General features: G+C 38.1%; 11 protein-coding genes. 2 read left to right on the plus strand and 9 right to left on the minus strand.

The window, feature by feature from the left end; genetic code table 11:
- Positions 1–2: 2 nt before the first annotated feature.
- The 4 genes from A33Q_RS06350 to A33Q_RS06365 all read right to left on the minus strand — a co-directional run bounded on the left by A33Q_RS06350 (position 3) and on the right by A33Q_RS06365 (position 4,758).
- A complete protein-coding gene (locus A33Q_RS06350; protein WP_009032679.1) occupies positions 3–800 on the minus strand; it encodes a heme ABC transporter ATP-binding protein in 798 nt (265 codons plus the stop codon).
- Between the two features lies 1 nt (position 801).
- Entirely contained in the window at positions 802–1,863 is a 1,062-nt protein-coding gene (locus A33Q_RS06355; protein WP_009032680.1) for a FecCD family ABC transporter permease, read from the minus strand.
- Positions 1,863–2,711, minus strand: a complete 849-nt coding sequence (locus A33Q_RS06360) for a heme/hemin ABC transporter substrate-binding protein (protein WP_009032681.1) — start codon at positions 2,709–2,711, stop codon at positions 1,863–1,865. The genes A33Q_RS06355 and A33Q_RS06360 overlap by 1 nt, the downstream gene beginning before the upstream one ends.
- A 319-nt stretch (positions 2,712–3,030) precedes the next feature.
- A complete protein-coding gene (locus tag A33Q_RS06365) occupies positions 3,031–4,758 on the minus strand; it encodes an FAD-dependent oxidoreductase (RefSeq protein ID WP_009032682.1) in 1,728 nt (575 codons plus the stop codon).
- Between the two features lie 252 nt (positions 4,759–5,010).
- Between A33Q_RS06365 and A33Q_RS06370 the strand changes: the two genes are divergently transcribed.
- Positions 5,011–6,780, plus strand: coding sequence for a PAS domain-containing protein (locus A33Q_RS06370; protein WP_009032683.1), 1,770 nt, complete (start codon positions 5,011–5,013; stop codon positions 6,778–6,780).
- 31 nt (positions 6,781–6,811) lie between these two features.
- Here A33Q_RS06370 and A33Q_RS06375 read toward each other — a convergent pair whose 3' ends face one another.
- Both A33Q_RS06375 and A33Q_RS06380 read right to left on the minus strand, forming a co-directional pair.
- A complete protein-coding gene (locus A33Q_RS06375) occupies positions 6,812–7,933 on the minus strand; it encodes a sensor histidine kinase (protein ID WP_009032684.1) in 1,122 nt (373 codons plus the stop codon).
- A complete protein-coding gene (locus A33Q_RS06380; protein WP_009032685.1) occupies positions 7,933–8,727 on the minus strand; it encodes an alpha/beta fold hydrolase in 795 nt (264 codons plus the stop codon). Before A33Q_RS06380 ends, A33Q_RS06375 begins: the two co-directional genes overlap by 1 nt.
- 465 nt (positions 8,728–9,192) lie before the next feature.
- Between A33Q_RS06380 and A33Q_RS06385 the strand changes: the two genes are divergently transcribed.
- Positions 9,193–9,825, plus strand: coding sequence for an NAD(P)H-dependent oxidoreductase (locus A33Q_RS06385; protein ID WP_009032686.1), 633 nt, complete (start codon positions 9,193–9,195; stop codon positions 9,823–9,825).
- A gap of 38 nt (positions 9,826–9,863) precedes the next feature.
- On the opposite strand, the gene A33Q_RS06390 is transcribed toward A33Q_RS06385, so the two are convergent.
- The 3 genes from A33Q_RS06390 to A33Q_RS06400 form a co-directional block, all read right to left on the minus strand.
- Positions 9,864–10,811 (minus strand): sensor histidine kinase, encoded by a 948-nt coding sequence (locus A33Q_RS06390; protein WP_009032687.1) that lies wholly within the window; start codon positions 10,809–10,811, stop codon positions 9,864–9,866.
- A 5-nt stretch (positions 10,812–10,816) separates the two neighbouring features.
- Positions 10,817–14,488 (minus strand): PAS domain-containing protein, encoded by a 3,672-nt coding sequence (locus A33Q_RS21500; protein WP_160169340.1) that lies wholly within the window; start codon positions 14,486–14,488, stop codon positions 10,817–10,819.
- Positions 14,489–15,063: 575 nt separating this feature from the next.
- A complete protein-coding gene (locus A33Q_RS06400) occupies positions 15,064–16,398 on the minus strand; it encodes a TolC family protein (protein WP_016254779.1) in 1,335 nt (444 codons plus the stop codon).
- Position 16,399 lies beyond the last annotated feature (1 nt).

Genomic DNA, 16,399 nt, shown 5'->3' on the forward strand with positions numbered 1-16,399 from the left:
TTTTATGCTTGTTTGATTTGATTATTTATATTTTTAAATGGTACACTTTGAATTATTGTTGGTCTTTGATCATCACCATGATATACTTCAATGGGGTGGTCAAAAACTTGCATTAGCTTATCTGCATTCATTACTTCTTGAGTATTTCCCTGAAATAGGATATGACCCTTTTTCATCAAAATAACCTGATCAGCATAATTTGCAGCCAAATTCAGGTCATGGAGTATGGCAAGCACACCTATGTTTCTTTCTTTTATTTTTTGAATAATGGAAAGCACATGATGCTGCAGTGCAATATCCATACTTGAAGTAGGTTCATCAAGAAGCAGATATCGTGGAAATGGCTTTTTCTCCCAAATCTGGGTCAGCACTCTTGCCAATTGAACTCTTTGCTTTTCTCCACCGGAAAGATTTCCGTAAAGACTATCCCTGAGTTCCCAAGTGTGGGTTTGCTCCATTACTTCTTGCAAAAGTTCGGAACTGTATTTTCTCAAAGACAGCAAGCCCAATTCAACCACCTCCAAAACGGAAAACGGGAAAGTCAGTGAACTATGTTGTGGCATAACCGAGCGCACTTGTGCAAGTTGTCTGTTTTTGAACTGACCCAATGATCTTCCATTGTAACTTACCTTTCCATGTTTGCACGATTGCTCGCCAGACAAAACTTTGAACAAACTTGATTTCCCGGCACCGTTTGGACCGAGAATGACTGTCAATTCACCAGGCTTCAAAATCATAGAAGCTTTATCTACGATAGGCCTGTTTTGAATACAAAAGTGAATGTCATGTGCCTGTAACATATTATGATCTGATTTTTTTGAAATTAATGATCAACCAAATAAAGAATGGTGCTCCTAGTATCGCAGTGATGATGCCTATTGGAAGTTCAGCCGGCACCACCAATGTTCGGGCAAGTATGTCAGCAAGGCTCAGTAAAATAGCACCCAGAAGAAAAGATGCCGGAAGTACCAATTTATGATCAGCTCCATAAAGCAACCGGATTAAATGGGGCACTATCAAGCCCACAAATCCAATTGTTCCTGTCAGTGAAACAGCTGTACCTACAATCAATGCAGAAGAAAAAAGAAGAATATACTTAACCACCTGAACATTTACGCCCATGTGAAAGGCTTCATTCTCCCCTATTGCCAATGCATTAAGCTGCCTGTATTGACTTAATATTAGTCCTATAGGTCCTAGAACAAAAAGAAAACAAACTCCAACTTTTTGCCAATTGGCACCACCTACATCCCCAAGACTCCAAAATGTAAAATTCCGAAGTGCCGCATCATCAGCATAAAATATTACAAGTCCAATCAATGCACCTGACAAGGCATTCAGTGCCACCCCAGCCAAAATCAAAAGTGAGATATCCGTCTTCCCGGATTGACTTGCCAGTTTGTAGACCAGAAATGTATTCAACAGTCCACCTAGAAATGCAAAAAAAGGAAGCCCTACAGCACCGAAATAAGATAGAAAAGGCAAACTGCTTCCAAAAACGATAAATATAACTGCAAACAAAGCTCCACCACTACTGACCCCGATGAGACCGGGTTCTACCAAAGGATTTCTAAACAAGCCTTGCAAAGCTGCACCTGAAAGCCCTAGCCCTCCTCCGACTATCATAGCCAAAAGGACTCTAGGTAAACGAATACCCAACAAAACTTTGGATTCTTGATAGGTAAACTCACCAGTAGGCAAACCAATGGCATCAAAAATGACAAAAATAACCTTGGAAGAAGAGATCGGAAATGCCCCCATGGAAAGCGAAAGGATCAATACACCGACTAAGGATAGCGTCAGGACGCCTAACACCATGAGTTGCTTTTTATCCTTTTGATATGTAAGTGTCAGGGTAGACATCAGTATCCTACTTCCTTAGAAAGTTCCAACGCTGCCTTTCCGATTCTCGGACCAAAACCTGATAAGTACAGTCCATCAAATGAAAGAATCTGATTTTTTTGGTAGGCAGTAGTTTGTTGAATTCCTCTGATTTTCTCCAATCCCCCAACTCCACCCATGGACTTGATCCCGGATTCAAAAAACAATAAATAATCAGGATTCATACTTACCAAGCTTTCCGGGGTTAGTGGAATAAAGTCTTTAAAACCTTTGCCTACTGATTCCGCGCCAGCCATGGTAATTATGGATTCAGCGAAAGTATCCTCACCGGCTACGAAAACCATTTCCTCTCCTCTTGCCATTACAAAAGCCACCGTTGGTTTCTTATCAATTTTCTGTGCTGTTGCCGCTGACAATTCTTCCAAATCCCGAACCAGTGATTTTTTCAAGCTTTCTCCTTTTTCTCTGACCTCTAAAAAATCAGCAAGATTTTCAATCAATTCCAGAGTTTCTTCGGTCTTCACTGGCTTTTTGAAAAACTGAACCTCTGTACCAGTGCCTTTCAATTGATTGACTACATCATCAGACAAATAGCCTTCCTCAGCTAATATCAAATCAGGTCCTAGAGCAAGTATGCCTTCCGCCTTGATCTGATTTCTATAGCCTATGGAAGGCAATTCCTGCATGCTTGCAGGATAGGTAGAAGTGATATCAGTAGCTACAACTTGGTCACCAAAACCCAATTCATAAATGATTTCCGTAATTGTGCCCCCAGCTGTAATGATCCTTAATTCATCCCCTTGTCCCCCCTTTTGTGAACCAGTACATGCTCCTAACAGGAGAAAAACAATAAAGAAACGTCTTTTCATTTATTTAGATTGATTTAAAATAACATGACAAATATCAGTGTGTTTAGATTAAATCCAAATAAATATTAATTGATATTTTCTATCTGACTTAAATTTCAATTGATAGGTAATAGGTTTGACAAAGGGATAGATAAAATCAGAAAAGGAACCTTAGGAAATGAATAAAACCTTAATTTTAAATTGATAAAATGTTAAGCTTAAAACTAAAAAACACCAAACTCCTTTTCCTTCTTGATAGTATTGGGTTTAATCTATTTTATATGTGAGATATTATTGATCGTGTTATTGGCAATACATGAACTATTAGCACTAAACCATGCTACTTAGCTTTAGGCCATTCTGTTTCTATTCCTTGAGCTCTCACCATGTCCTGAAATTCCCTCAAAAATGCTTTATCCTCCCTTACAACTTTGGGCTTTACATTTTTGGACATGGCAAAAGGAACCAACATGCCTACAGCTTCTCCAATACTCCATTCTACAGGATGCAGCCTATAGCAGCCATTGGTAATGTGCGTAGTACCTATATTTTTATTTGCAGGTAGAAGATTCTCCATGGTATCCGGTATCAATGCTCCTAGGGGTATCTGGAAAGGAAGTGATGGAAAATCAATGTAATTATCTCCTTTAGAACTGGGGTGAAGGTCAATATGATAATAGCCAATCCCCACACTGTCATCAAAGCTAGCAGCCCTGAGTGCATCACCTGTCAGTCCACTGACCATGCTCCTTTGCTCCTTCCCTACATGTTCTTCCAATACAGTAAACAAGGCTTTTATTCTCCTAGATTCTCTGACATAAGGATATTTGGCTAGGCCGTCTTCTGTACCTACCACATCTGAACGCAAACGCAAGCCCTTCCATCCTTTTCCTCCATCAGGTCTTGGAGCTTCTGTTTGAAGCCAATACAATAATGAAAGACTGAGCTGTTTGCCACCTTGCACATGTCTATCAAACTCTTCCTGACCGACATCTATTAAATTCCCAGGGATATAATCGTTCTGGGGCCAATTCACCAGGCTGATATCACCCCTATAAAAGCCCTTTTCAAAGTTATCCTTATGAAGAATCCTTCTGTACAACCATAGGTTTAGCAAATCTCCTGTAGGTAAGCCTCCTGGATGGAATCCCAGATTTTTAGGTTCCAAGGTCTGGGGATTGGAATAATGCAAGCCAAGCATCGTTCCTGGCCAAGGCTCAGATAAATCAGGAACATAAGAATTCCAAAAATCATATTGCTCCGGTTTTGGAATCACCCAATCTTCACCAGGCACATAATCCATGGCAAAACAAACGGTAAATGCCTGATTGTTTTCAGGATCTCCTTTTTCCGGAGCATGAAGCTCCCCGGTTTGTTTTTTTGATTCTGTTCCGGTTATATATGCTGTTTTTGTAAGGGGTAACAAATCTCCCAATTCAGTTGCATCAATAAAGTAAGGTGCTGATAATTTTACTTTTTGCGTAGTCCTTTCAGATTTTGCTTCTAGTGCCATCACTCTCTTGCCATCACTTTCTGCTGCTGTGACCTTATGTTCAAGTAGAATCAAAAGCTTCCCGGAGCTTTCAAAAGGAGCAAACATATCCCTCAAAATATTCAAAGCTACTTTTGGTTCATGACAAAGTCTGGAAACAGAACCATTTCCAGGATTTAAAAACTCTACTCGGCTAGCTTCATCTGTAAGGGGATAATTTGCACGGTAATAGGACCTTATTTTCTGTCTAAAACTTCTGTACAATTCAGTGGCACCATGGCTTTCTATCCATTGGTGCTCATCCGGCGGAACGGCCTGTTGCGTAAGCTGCCCTCCTATCCAATCGGTCTCTTCTGTCATGATGACAGATAGCCCGTTTCTCAATGCTGCAAAAGCAGCAGCACAGCCTCCTAAGCCACCGCCTGCTATGACCAAGTCAGCTCCAAACTCTCTTCGGTTATCTGAAACAAATACCTTTTCGCTATGCTCCTGTGCTCCTGCAAAGCTTAAAATTGGGCTTACAGTCAAGCCACCCAAACCCAAAGTAAATCCTGATATAAATGTTCTTCTTTTCATAAAACTAGGCTGTGGAATTCAAATAAAGGAAATTTTTTCATTGAAACACGAACTTTATCTATTTTTTCAAAAAAGGAAAAACCTTTTAAATACAATAAAATTCTTTTCAAGCACACTTATTTTTATTTTAAATAAATTAAATTAAGTATTATAATAAACACAACCCTTAAATACTAAATATTATATTATTACCTTATTTTTGCATAAATTAAAGTTGATTTTATCAAAATAATCTTCCTCAAAAACTATTTGATGAGCCAAGTTGAAAAAATACTGCTTCCCTATTTTCAGAATACGAATTCATTTTTTGTCGCCTTCACAGATTTCAAAGGTAACTGTCAGGCAGTAAATGAGTTACTCATCAGGTGTTTGAATACAGAAAATAAGGAAGAAGCTAAACACAAATTTGAAGAATATTTTTCCCCCCTACTTAGCCCAGATAATTATATTCAACTGGAATCCGGAAAGAAAAGCCTCATTGAAATGCCTGCTGAATTTATCACTGAAAATGAAATTAGGCCAACCTTTTGGGAAATAACAGTTTGTAAGTCCGAAGAAAAGTATACCTATGGACTGCTTTGGATAGGACATTTAAATAAACCCATGAGCACTCTGCATTCGGATAATTCCCCCCAGAAAGAGAGTAATAGGTTTTTTGAGGATGAAAATTATAAGCTAAAGGCCTTGTTGGATAGCAGTACGGACGGGAGCGTTTTGATCAGCCCGGAATTTAAAATTTTAAGCTACAATAGAACTGCACAAAAATCAGCTGAAAAATATTACAATACCAAGTTGGATGTTGGTAAGGACTTTAGACAATATATCCTGGAAGATACAAAAGAGGAGTTTTACACTGATTTTAAGAAAGCACTTAATCTTGAGCAGACCGTAAAAGAGAAAGAGTTGCTAATAAGGAGTGAAAAAATCTGGTTTCAATGTTCCTTTCATCCTGCGATAGGCGCAAACGGTCAGGTTATTGGCGTATCGTTTAACTCTACGAATATTGATAAGCGCAAAAGAGCAGAGGAGAAAATTGTGGAGAATGAAAAATTTCTAGACTCTGTACTTCAGGCACAACATGAAATGATTTGTAGATTTCTTCCTGACACTACCCTTACCTATGTGAACAATGCCTATTGCAGTGAAATGGGCTATTCAAAAGCTGAACTACTTGGGAAGAAATTTCTGGAGTTTATTCCGGAAGAACTTGAAGTGAAAATCCTAAAAAATCTAAAAGCTTTAAATCTGAAAAAGCCATCTCAAACTATGGTGCACAAATCATTTGATGCAAATGGAAATCCGAGATGGCAAGAGTGGACCGATACCGGACTTTTTGATGCGGATGGAAATTTGATTGAATTTCAAGCTGTTGGAAGAGATATAACTGAGCTTATTGATTCAAAAAGAAATTTGGAAAGGTTTCACTCAATTTTTGAGAATTCACTTCATGAAATTTACCTTCTTCATCCAGAACAACTTAAGATTACGCAGGCCAATAAAGCCGCTGCCAAAAATCTCAAATATTCTGTAGATAAACTGAAAAATTTGAGCTTCTATACGGTTGTCAACCAGCCCTTTAAACAAAAAGTAAAAAGCGAAATTCAGGCCCTCTTGGAAGGGAATAAGGACAAGGTTTCTTTTGAATCTGAGCATCTCCGCCAATCAGGAAGCACTTATCCTATTGAAATTCATTTACAGAAAATGTGTATTGATAAAGAGCTTTTTTTGGTTGCAATCTGCGTGGATCTTTCAGAGAGAAATAGTTATATCAAGTCCATTACAGAACAAAATACTGCTTTGAGAGAAATAGCATGGATTCAATCCCATCTGGTCAGGGCTCCACTTGCAAATATCTTAGGCCTTATACTTCTCTTAAAAGATGAAATTGGCGAGGATACTAAAATTCAAAATTTGATGCTTTTACTGGAAAAATCATCCAAAGAACTGGATAGCGTTATCCGGAAAGTGGCTGATAAGACCAGAATGGTTGAACTCCTGGATAAAGAAATAGATAATAGGTAAAATGCCATTAAATGAATAATATCCTTCCGGACTAATTATTATATAGCGGCAAAGTAAATACAAATTCAGCCCCTTCCCCTACATTGGAATTACCGTTGATTTTACCTCCGTGATGTTCTATGATTTTTTTACAGGCGTACAAGCCAAGACCCGATCCTGAAACTACCTCCTGACCATGCAAGCGCTGCATATAGCCAAATATTTTTTCCTTGTACAAAGGGTCAAAACCAATTCCATTATCCTTGATGCTCAGCATTGCCCAATTGTTTTCAAGTTTCGAGCGGATTTGTATCAAAGGTCTTCTGTTTTTGTCCTTGAATTTGATGGAATTGCTGAGAAGGTTTTGAAAAAGTCTAAAGATTTGGTTTTTGTTGCCTCGGACGATAGGTAATTTTTCGGACTGAATACTGACCGCATTGAACAGAATATCTGCCATTAAAACTTCCTTGACATCATTGAGAATAAAATTAAGATCTACCTTTTCCTCAAAATAGCTTTCAGTATCTACAAGAGTCTGTTCCATCAAGTCATCCACCAAAACCCGCATTCTTTTTAGATTTTCCATAATCATTTTTTGGATTTTAATTGAGTCTTGGTCTTTGCTCACATAGTTTTTCTTGACCATCAGTTCAAAAAGTCCACCCATTGTCCTGACAGGAGCCTTTAGATCATGAGAAGCTATCTGGGTAAATCTTTCCAATTCATTGTTTTTATCAAAAAGTTTGGATGCATTTTCTTCAGCAAACCTTTTCGCCATGAGGAGTTCCTCCTCATATTGCTTTCGCTGGGAAATATCTGTAAGAAAGATCAAATAGCCCTGCTCTCCTTTATCTTCAATTGAAAATTTTGTTCCATTGACCAGTACCGGAATCCGCCTTTTACTTTTAGATACCAATTCAAAACTGATTTCAGAAATTTTTCCCTGAAGTTGGATTAAAGGAAAAAAATGGGTTTCAAGATAAATTTTCCCTCCAACAGATAACAAGTCCTGAAAAGTGAAGTTATCAATCAGTTCTTCCTGTTTATGCTCTATCCAATCACAAACCGTCTGATTGGCATGGGTAATCTCACCCATTTTGTTCAAGCTCAAAAATTCAAATGGAGCATTATTGAAAAACCCATAGTTTTCTATTTTGAAAAGTTTACTCTCCATTATGCTAAAAAGGATTTAATGACCTTAATTGTTTGCTCGGGAGATGTTAGATGTGGGCAGTGGCCAGGGGAAGGAATAATTTTTAATACACTATTAGGAATTTGCTCATGAACGTATTCACCCACTTTTTTGGGTGCAATGATATCAGGGTCACATTGAATAATCAAAGTAGAAGCTTTGATTTTAGGAAGGTCTCCCCTGTTATCTCCCGTAAAAGTCACCTTAGCAAAATGCTTTGCTATGTCCGGTTTGTTTTGACAAAAACTATTTTCCAATTCTTCTGCAATTTCGGGTTTATCAGGCCTTCCGGTAATCACAGGAGTGATATGACTTGCCCAGCCCAAATAATTCTGTTCCAGGGTTTCGATCATTTCCACGATATCCTCCTTGTCAAAACCACCATAATAGTCGGCGTCATTGATGTAACAAGGTGAGGGGCCTACCATTATGAGCTTGCCCAGTAAGCCCGGTCTTTCCACAGCTACCAAAGCGCCTATCATCGCACTTACAGAATGACCAATAAATATGACCTCTTTGGCATTCAATACTTCCAAAAATTCAATAATGTCCAAGGCATAGCCTGATAAAGAATCATATTTCTCAAAATCATAGGCTGAGACGTCGCTTTTTCCTGAACCTACATGATCAAATGTCAATACCTGAAAATCGTCTTCAAATGCAGGAGCCACAAACCGCCACATATTTTGATCACATCCATATCCGTGGGCAAATACAATCAAGGGTTTATCCGTCCTTCCTGTGATTTTGATATTGTTCCTTAAAAATACATCCATGACAAGCTGTTTTGGGTTGACTTCCTAAAAATAAAAAATTTAACGAAAAAATAAAGAATGTTACTTCACGCTAAAGGGAGTCTCATCTAATCTTTCTAAAACTGATCAATTAGATTTCATTAAACCTGCCTTTTTAAAAAAAGTGAAAGTTAATCGATTACTGTTTTTTGTAAGTTTAGAATCCTAAATCAATGTCGTTTAGTTTAGGGTAGCTTTTCCAAAGTTCAGATTTGTAAATAATGTTTGTTTTTACTTTTAACCCAACTTTGGAAAAGCTTAAATTCAACTTGTAGTCTTATCTAAACGACATTGGATCCTGAATCAGGATCTTACCCCCAGTGCTCATGAAAAAGCCAATAATTCTGAACATAAAACCCTTCATCAGCTATTTTTTTCAGGTTTTATGAACAAAATTAAAGAGCTTTTGTTTTAGGTGTATATACATTTAATACAGATACAAAAGACATGAGTCAAACAATTGATAGCCTAAATTGGCGCTATGCGACCAAAAGAATGACAGGCAAAAAAATAAACGAAGTTCAATTGGAGCAAATCCTGGATTCCATTCAGCTGACTGCTACATCTAATGGATTACAGCCCTTTTCAGTTTTAGTTGTGGAAGATGAGCAAATCAAAAGGAAATTGGCCCCTGCAGCATTCAATCAGCCCCAAGTGGTGGAAAGTTCACAGGTTTTGGTATTTGCGGCATGGACTGAAATCACAGAAGACCGAATTGACAGCTATTTTGAGCAGGTAGTCAAAGAAAGAAATCTCGACCCTTCGGCACTGAGTGGTTATGCAGAAAGATTGAAAAAACATTTTGGAGCCATGAGTAAAGAAGAGCAGTTCAGTTGGGCTTCCAAGCAAGCTTACATTGCGTTGGGAACGGCCATGGTAGCTGCTGCAGAAGCAAAAGTAGATACTACTCCTATGGAGGGTTTTGACCCTGCAAAAGTGGATGAGATTTTTGGCCTGCAAGCACAGAAAATGGGTAGCACAGCCTTACTCGCCTTGGGATATAGAGATGAGAACAAAGACCCAATGAAAGATGCCAAGAAAGTCAGAAGATCTAAAGACAAATTATTTGTTAAAATTTAACAAATAGAAAAGAGCCCTGATAAATTCATCGGGGCTTTTTATTTGGGTAAGGTAAAAAAGAAGGTAGTACCCTCGCCCAGTTTAGACTGAAGAGATATTTCTCCACCATAAGACTCCACTGTTTTTTTGACCAAGGCAAGGCCGATTCCTGTGCCACCTCCATACTGATCAGCTGTAAATAATCTCTGGAAGATGACGAAAATTCTCTCAAAATACTCTTCCTCAATCCCAATGCCATTGTCCTTTATCCAAAATTCCCAAAAATCAGCTTTATCATTGACACCAAGTTCAATCTGAGTTGGTCTGTCTTCTGAGCGATATTTCAAGGAATTGGTCAGGAGGTTTTTGAAAATTTGAAGTATGGGAGTTCTGTGAATATGCAGTATTGGAAGTTTTTCAATCTGAATTTTGGCCTTGCTTTCTGCAATAAGTAATCTAAGGTCCTGCTTGACCTCTTTCAGAAGCTCATTCAATTCAATATCTTCTTTATTTTCGTGATATATGCCAACCCTGGAAAATTCCAGTAGATCAAGGATGATCTGTTTCATCCTCTGGGCTCCATTAACAGCAAAGAAAATATACTTTTGGGCTTTTTCATCCAATTGCATGCCATACTTTTTTTGGAGTTGGGAAAGAAAACTGGTAACCATTCGAAGAGGCTCTTGAAGATCATGTGAAATAACAAAAGCAAATTGCTCAAGATCTTTATTTGAATTCTCCAGTTCCTTACTTTTTTGTTCCAGTTTATTGTTCAGCACTTCCAACTCTTTGACTTTCTTATCCATAGCTTCATAGTATTTCCGGATAAGCAAATAAAGCAACAAGCCAGTCATGGCAACATAGAAAACACCTTTAACAGTCTGTAGATAAGCTATTTGTTCCAATTCATTTGAACCAAAAATTAGGAGAAGGATCTTATCACTTAATAAAATCCAAAAAACACCGACCGCTATATATATGAGTACTACCTTAAGCTCTGGTTTCATATAGATTATTGTAAATCTTTAGGGATTGAAAAACTAAATACACTACCCTTTCCTTCCTCAGAATCTACCCAAATTCTTCCTTTGAATCCTTCAATTATCTTTTTTACAATTGCCAATCCCATCCCTGTACCTGAATACTTTTCTTTGGTATGAAGTCTCTGGAAAATAATAAATATCCGCTCAAAAAACTCCTTTTCAATGCCAATTCCATTGTCAGCGATGTGAATTATCCATTCATGGTCTGAATCCTCAGAGGAGACAGTAATTTCCGGTCTCTTGTGGGGATGACTGTATTTGATTGCATTTTCGATAAGGTTTTTGAAAACCTGGAATATCGGTGTCCGGAAATATTCAATCGTAGGTAAATCACTAACTTTAATGATTGCTTTTTTCTCTTCAATACTTTTTTTATGAAGCAATAAGACCTCTTGAACCAGATCATTTAAGGAAATCTTTTCTTTGTCATCCACAAACTTACCAACCCTAGAAAACTCCAAAAGATCAAGGATAATCGCTCTCATCCTTACTGCTCCGTCTACCGCAAAATGAATGTATTTTTTTCCTTTTTCATCGAGAACGTCTCCAAACTTTTTCTCCAGTTGTTGTAAAAAACCGGTTACCATGCGGAGAGGTTCCTGAAGATCATGAGAAGCTATGTATGCAAATTGTTCAAGTTCAGCATTGGAAAGAGCCAGTTCTTTTGCTCTTTCCTTCAGTTTATGGTTTAGACTTTCCAAAGAAGCTTCATACTCTTTGAATTTGGTAACATCATTCATGGCACCTATTACCCGCGTAACCTGCCCATCTTGATTCCGGATAAACTTTGCCCTGTCTATAACATAGGCTACTGAACCATCTCCTTTTATAAATCTATATTCCTCAAACCATGATTCACTTGTACCATCACTCATATACACCTGAATCTGATTCACAATCCGATCTCTATCCTCTTCATGAATTCTTGAAATCAAAAACTCCAGGCTTGGTTCAATTTGATCGAGGTCAAAATTAAACAAGGTCTGAAACCCTTTTGCCCAAAAAAGTTTATTTTTGACTGCATTATAATCCCAGATAGCATCATTGGTGGCTTGGGTAACATTTTCGAACCGCTCATTACTATCTTTGATCTTTTCAATAAAATCAAATTTCTCCAAAATCAATGAAACAAGTCTCTGCGCTCTATCCATGGCCTGTACTTCCAGCTCATTGGGAAGCCTCTCTTCTGCATGGTAATTGGCAAATGTAGCAACGACTTCCCCTGCCGAATTGAAAACCGGTTGCGACCAGCATGCCTTAAAGCCAAATTTTTCACCCAGTCCTTCAAAAGCTTCCCATCTCTCATCAGTAGCCACACTTTGAACAATAACTTTTTGCTTCAAAAAAGCCGCTGTACCACATGATCCAGCATACTCACCAATTTCTGTACCTTCAATCGCCTGAATATAAGCCTCAGGCATTGATGGCGAGCAGAGGTTGAAAACTTTGTTGTCTTTAATCTCTAAAATAGAAATTCTGATTTCAGGGAAAATTTCTTCCAGCTTTCTGACCTGCAATTCCAGAACAGTCTCTATCTCTGTATCTACCTGCATGGCACTTGCCATGACCTCTCTTTCCAAAACTTCTAATTGATCATAGAAAACCTCCAGACTGATATCCCGCATCGCTCCTACTACCCTGTAAGCCTTGCCTTCTTGGTTTCTTAAAATGATCGCTTTATCATCTACATAAATATATTGTCCATGTTCTGTATTGATCCTGAATTTACAACTCCAAGTAGTTTTGTTCCTGTCTGAAAGTGTTTCTTTAAACTTATCCAGTACCCATCTGCGGTCATCAGGGTGAAACATGCTGTTGATATAATCATTGTTTTTATCTTCAGAACTTACCTTAAAACCGAAGTTTCTTCTGAAGCCATCTCCGAGAAACAAGTCTTTTGTCTCAGGATCAAAATCCCAGATACATTCAGAACCGGCACGCATAACCAGTTCAAAGCGCTCATTACTGGCCTTTAGCTTCTTTTCAAATTTGATCCTGTCAGAAATATCTATGCCGATGCATTGAATTTCAATAGGATTTCCGTTTTCATCTGTAACACTCAAAAAGTCCCATAAAGTAGTCATTACCTCACCATTTGGCTTGGGTTTGTCCAACTCTATTTTGAAGACATTTCCAGGATTTTGAATACACTGATCACCAATACTTTGGAGTTTCTCCAGATCATATGGCATAATGGTATCCCTTGATTGTTTGCCCAAAATAGAATCTCCCGGATAAAGCCAACCAAACTCCTCCTGGTATTTTTTATTGCAATATGTATAGTTCCCTTGAAGGTCCGTACGGGTGATAAAGTTCGTAGAAGATTCATAAAAGCCCCTAAATCTGGATTCGCTTTTTTTGATCTCCTGAAACTGCTTCTCAAGCTCTGTTACATCTTTATGGGTGACAAATGCACCAATGATTTCTCCTTTGCTTTTGACAGGTTTGAAGCTCAAAGAAAATATTCTTGATACTTTTCCATCACTGATTATGGGAAATTCAGTATCAAACTTTTCTCCTGAAAAAACCCTGTCATATATGGCTTTGGTTTCAGCTCTTTCCCCTTCTACAGCCAAATCAAGTATGGATAGGCCCTTTGTTATATTTTTATCAAAAAACTTTTTATAGAGCGTTCTAAACTGATGGTTGAATATTCTGATACTGTAATCCCTATTGACCAACACAAAGGACTCATCAGTGTTATTTGTCAATAGCTTGAGGTCATCACTGAGTTCTTTTTCAGCAGAGATATCAAACATCACCCCTTTGATTTTTTGAGGAATACCATCTTCAATGATTACAGAAACACGGTCTTGAAGCCAAATGTATGTCCCCCATTTAGAGAGCATCCTGTATTCAAAAATATGATCCCTACAAGCCCTCGTTTCATTTTGGCATAAGGAAATAGCTTCCTCTTTGTCTTCAGGGTGAATATGATCTTCCCAAAATGCAGGTGTATTCAACCACTCTTCAGGGCTAAATCCCAAAATCCTTTTGCATTGGGGAGAAATGTAAGAAAAAGTAAAGGTTCTGGGGTCTGCCTCCCAAATGATCCCGTCTATAGTACTTACCAGGGCTTGGAAATTCTCTTTATCTTTCTTGATTTTCTTTTCTTCCAGTATTCTATCGGTAATGTCCTGAAAGACACCGATCAGCTTTTCCGGCTGATTGGCATCATTATAGATCACAGATCCACTTGAAACTATATTCTTTATTTTCCCATTGGGAAGCAGAAACCTTTTATTAAGCTGATAAGGTATCCCTTCTTTTAAGGCAGACTGCATCATTTCCAATGCCTTATCCCGATCATCTGGATGTATGATCGAAATTCCGGATTCCATTGTCAAATCAAATTCTTCCTGATCCAATTCACATATTGCATAAACTCCATCCGACCAAAAAAGCACATTTTCCTGAAGATCTAGCTCCCAATACCCTAAATCAGAAACTTTTTGAATATGTTCTATCGCAATTGCTTCACGAGTTGGAGTCAATTGACCAGAACCTTGTTTGGTCAGAACATGGGAAAAGTACTTTTTCCCTGCTTGGTCAAGTAGAAATGTCACCGTCAATTTCCAAATGGAATGCTTGTAAGAAAATTCCATTTCCCCAGAAAGGTCTTCTGAAACGGTCTTTTTCAAAAAGGAGTTTATCTTGTCATAAAGCTCTGGTTGGAATTCTTTAGCTAAGTTCTGATAACATAAAAAAACATCCTTTTCATTTTTGTCTTGGTAATCCAATTCAAAAAATTCCTTTAACAAAATGTTAGAATAAAAAAGAGTCAATTTACCCTTTTTCAATTCAAGAATTCCAGACGGTGAATTTAAAGAATCAAAGTAAGATTTGATTCCCTCCAATTGCAAAAACATGTTTCTTCTTGTGTTGGGTTGACAAAATGCATGTACTACTAATACCTGAAGGTAAATAGAATTAAAAAAAGTTACAATGTCACAACCCTAAGGTATTTGAAATATTGGCAGATAAATTAATCCCAGATCTAATGGTAAAAACTCGGGATAAATAACTTTATCAATCACGCAATCAAAAAAATGACCTTTGAATTGAAAAAAGTAGATTTCAAGTTGTGAGGTTGCTGCACTCTCTGACTTTGACCTATGTTCAAATCACATCAAAGTGTCCCTCTTTTTTTTTAAAAAAAACCATCATTTAATAATTCTCCAGGTAAAACAGGGTAATTCTACCTGGAGAATCAATTTCATTCTAGTGTATCCAAAATACCTAGTGCATAGCGCATGATTATATCCTGAAAGTACAAGGTATATTGAGCTTGTGCATAGTCAGATTGGGCAGTAACCAATTGTTGATTGGCTTGCGCTAAGTCTACAAAATTTGAAACCCCAAGCCTGAAGCGTTCTGATATGGCCAATTGGGCCTCTTCAGCAGCTTTAAGCTGTACTTCAGTGGCCTGTTCCCTTCTGATTGCAGCCCTGTAATTTTCATAAGAAAGTTTGACATCCTGAGAAATTTGTCTCTCCAAAGCCTTTCTTTGCAGCCCTTGATTTTTCAATTCCACTTTACTCCTGATCACATCAGTCCTGTTGTCAAAATTGTTGAATATGGGAATATTCAAACGCAAACCAAAAGACCTTTGTGGATAGATGGTAAAAAACTGTTCTCTCATCGGACGCTGGTCAAATGAGGTAGAAAAGGTACTGTAATTGAAAAACGCATTCAATTGGGGATAGAGCATGCCCCTTGACACTGCGAGCATTTTGCGGTTTGCTTCTTCCAAGGATTGCTGCTGCAAGAGATCTTTTCTATTTGCTACTGCTATGTCATAAAGCTCCATGTAAGAAAGTGTTGCCAAATCACTTCCAAAGCTTTCAACGCCGATTGCAATTGGTTGTGGGATCTTATTCGGCTCCAACTGTAACGTTTCCGCCAAAGTCCAGAGATCAGTTTCCCATTGAATTTTCGCATCTAAGGCTACCGTCTCCAACCTGGCAACTTCTGACTGCTGATTGTATAAATCCGATAAGGTTCTCAGTCCAGCTTCTACAAAACCTTCAATCTGCTCCAATTGCTTCTTCTGATTCTCCAGGTTTTCCTTGGCAATATTGTAAAGTTGCTCATCGAGCAAGACCTGAAGGTACTGTTGTGCTACATTAAAAACCACATCCTCTTTGGCCCTTGCGATATCATGCTGCCCAGCATCTTCAAAATGCTTACGGGCAATAGTCTGATTGATCCTTCGGGTGCCATTAAATATTGGCATGCTCACATCCAAGTTACCGGTGATATAATCCTGTATCTCATTGGTCACAATCAATTCCCCTTCAACTTGCTGAAACTGCTGTCCAATATTTCTTCCTACATTACTTCCCAAATTTATCCTGGGTAAATGCCATAATTTGGCGTTTATCTTTTCAGCCCGCAGGACATCCTGCCTGTTGTTCAACATCTGAAAATCCAGGTTTTGGTCGATTCCAATCCTTACTGCTTCCTCAAAAGCAAGAGGAATGGTATCCTGAGCTTTAAGGGTGAAAACTGAAGAAATCAGTAATAATCCGCTAGTTATAATATGCTTCATC

Origin of the sequence: Indibacter alkaliphilus LW1 (genome assembly GCF_000295935.2) — a bacterium.
GTDB classification, from domain to species: Bacteria; Bacteroidota; Bacteroidia; order Cytophagales; family Cyclobacteriaceae; genus Indibacter; species Indibacter alkaliphilus.

Bases quoted from the DNA above. Each gene is read 5' to 3' on its own strand.
- A33Q_RS06375 (WP_009032684.1), bottom strand. From the start codon at position 7,933: ATGGAGAGTAAACTTTTCAAAATAGAAAACTATGGGTTTTTCAATAAT.
- A33Q_RS06355 (WP_009032680.1), bottom strand. From the start codon at position 1,863: ATGTCTACCCTGACACTTACATATCAAAAGGATAAAAAGCAACTCATG.
- A33Q_RS06400 (WP_016254779.1), bottom strand. From the start codon at position 16,398: ATGAAGCATATTATAACTAGCGGATTATTACTGATTTCTTCAGTTTTC.
- A33Q_RS06390 (WP_009032687.1), bottom strand. From the start codon at position 10,811: ATGAAACCAGAGCTTAAGGTAGTACTCATATATATAGCGGTCGGTGTT.
- A33Q_RS06380 (WP_009032685.1), bottom strand. From the start codon at position 8,727: ATGGATGTATTTTTAAGGAACAATATCAAAATCACAGGAAGGACGGAT.
- A33Q_RS06370 (WP_009032683.1), top strand. From the start codon at position 5,011: ATGAGCCAAGTTGAAAAAATACTGCTTCCCTATTTTCAGAATACGAAT.
- A33Q_RS06360 (WP_009032681.1), bottom strand. From the start codon at position 2,711: ATGAAAAGACGTTTCTTTATTGTTTTTCTCCTGTTAGGAGCATGTACT.
- A33Q_RS06350 (WP_009032679.1), bottom strand. From the start codon at position 800: ATGTTACAGGCACATGACATTCACTTTTGTATTCAAAACAGGCCTATC.
- A33Q_RS06365 (WP_009032682.1), bottom strand. From the start codon at position 4,758: ATGAAAAGAAGAACATTTATATCAGGATTTACTTTGGGTTTGGGTGGC.
- A33Q_RS06385 (WP_009032686.1), top strand. From the start codon at position 9,193: ATGAGTCAAACAATTGATAGCCTAAATTGGCGCTATGCGACCAAAAGA.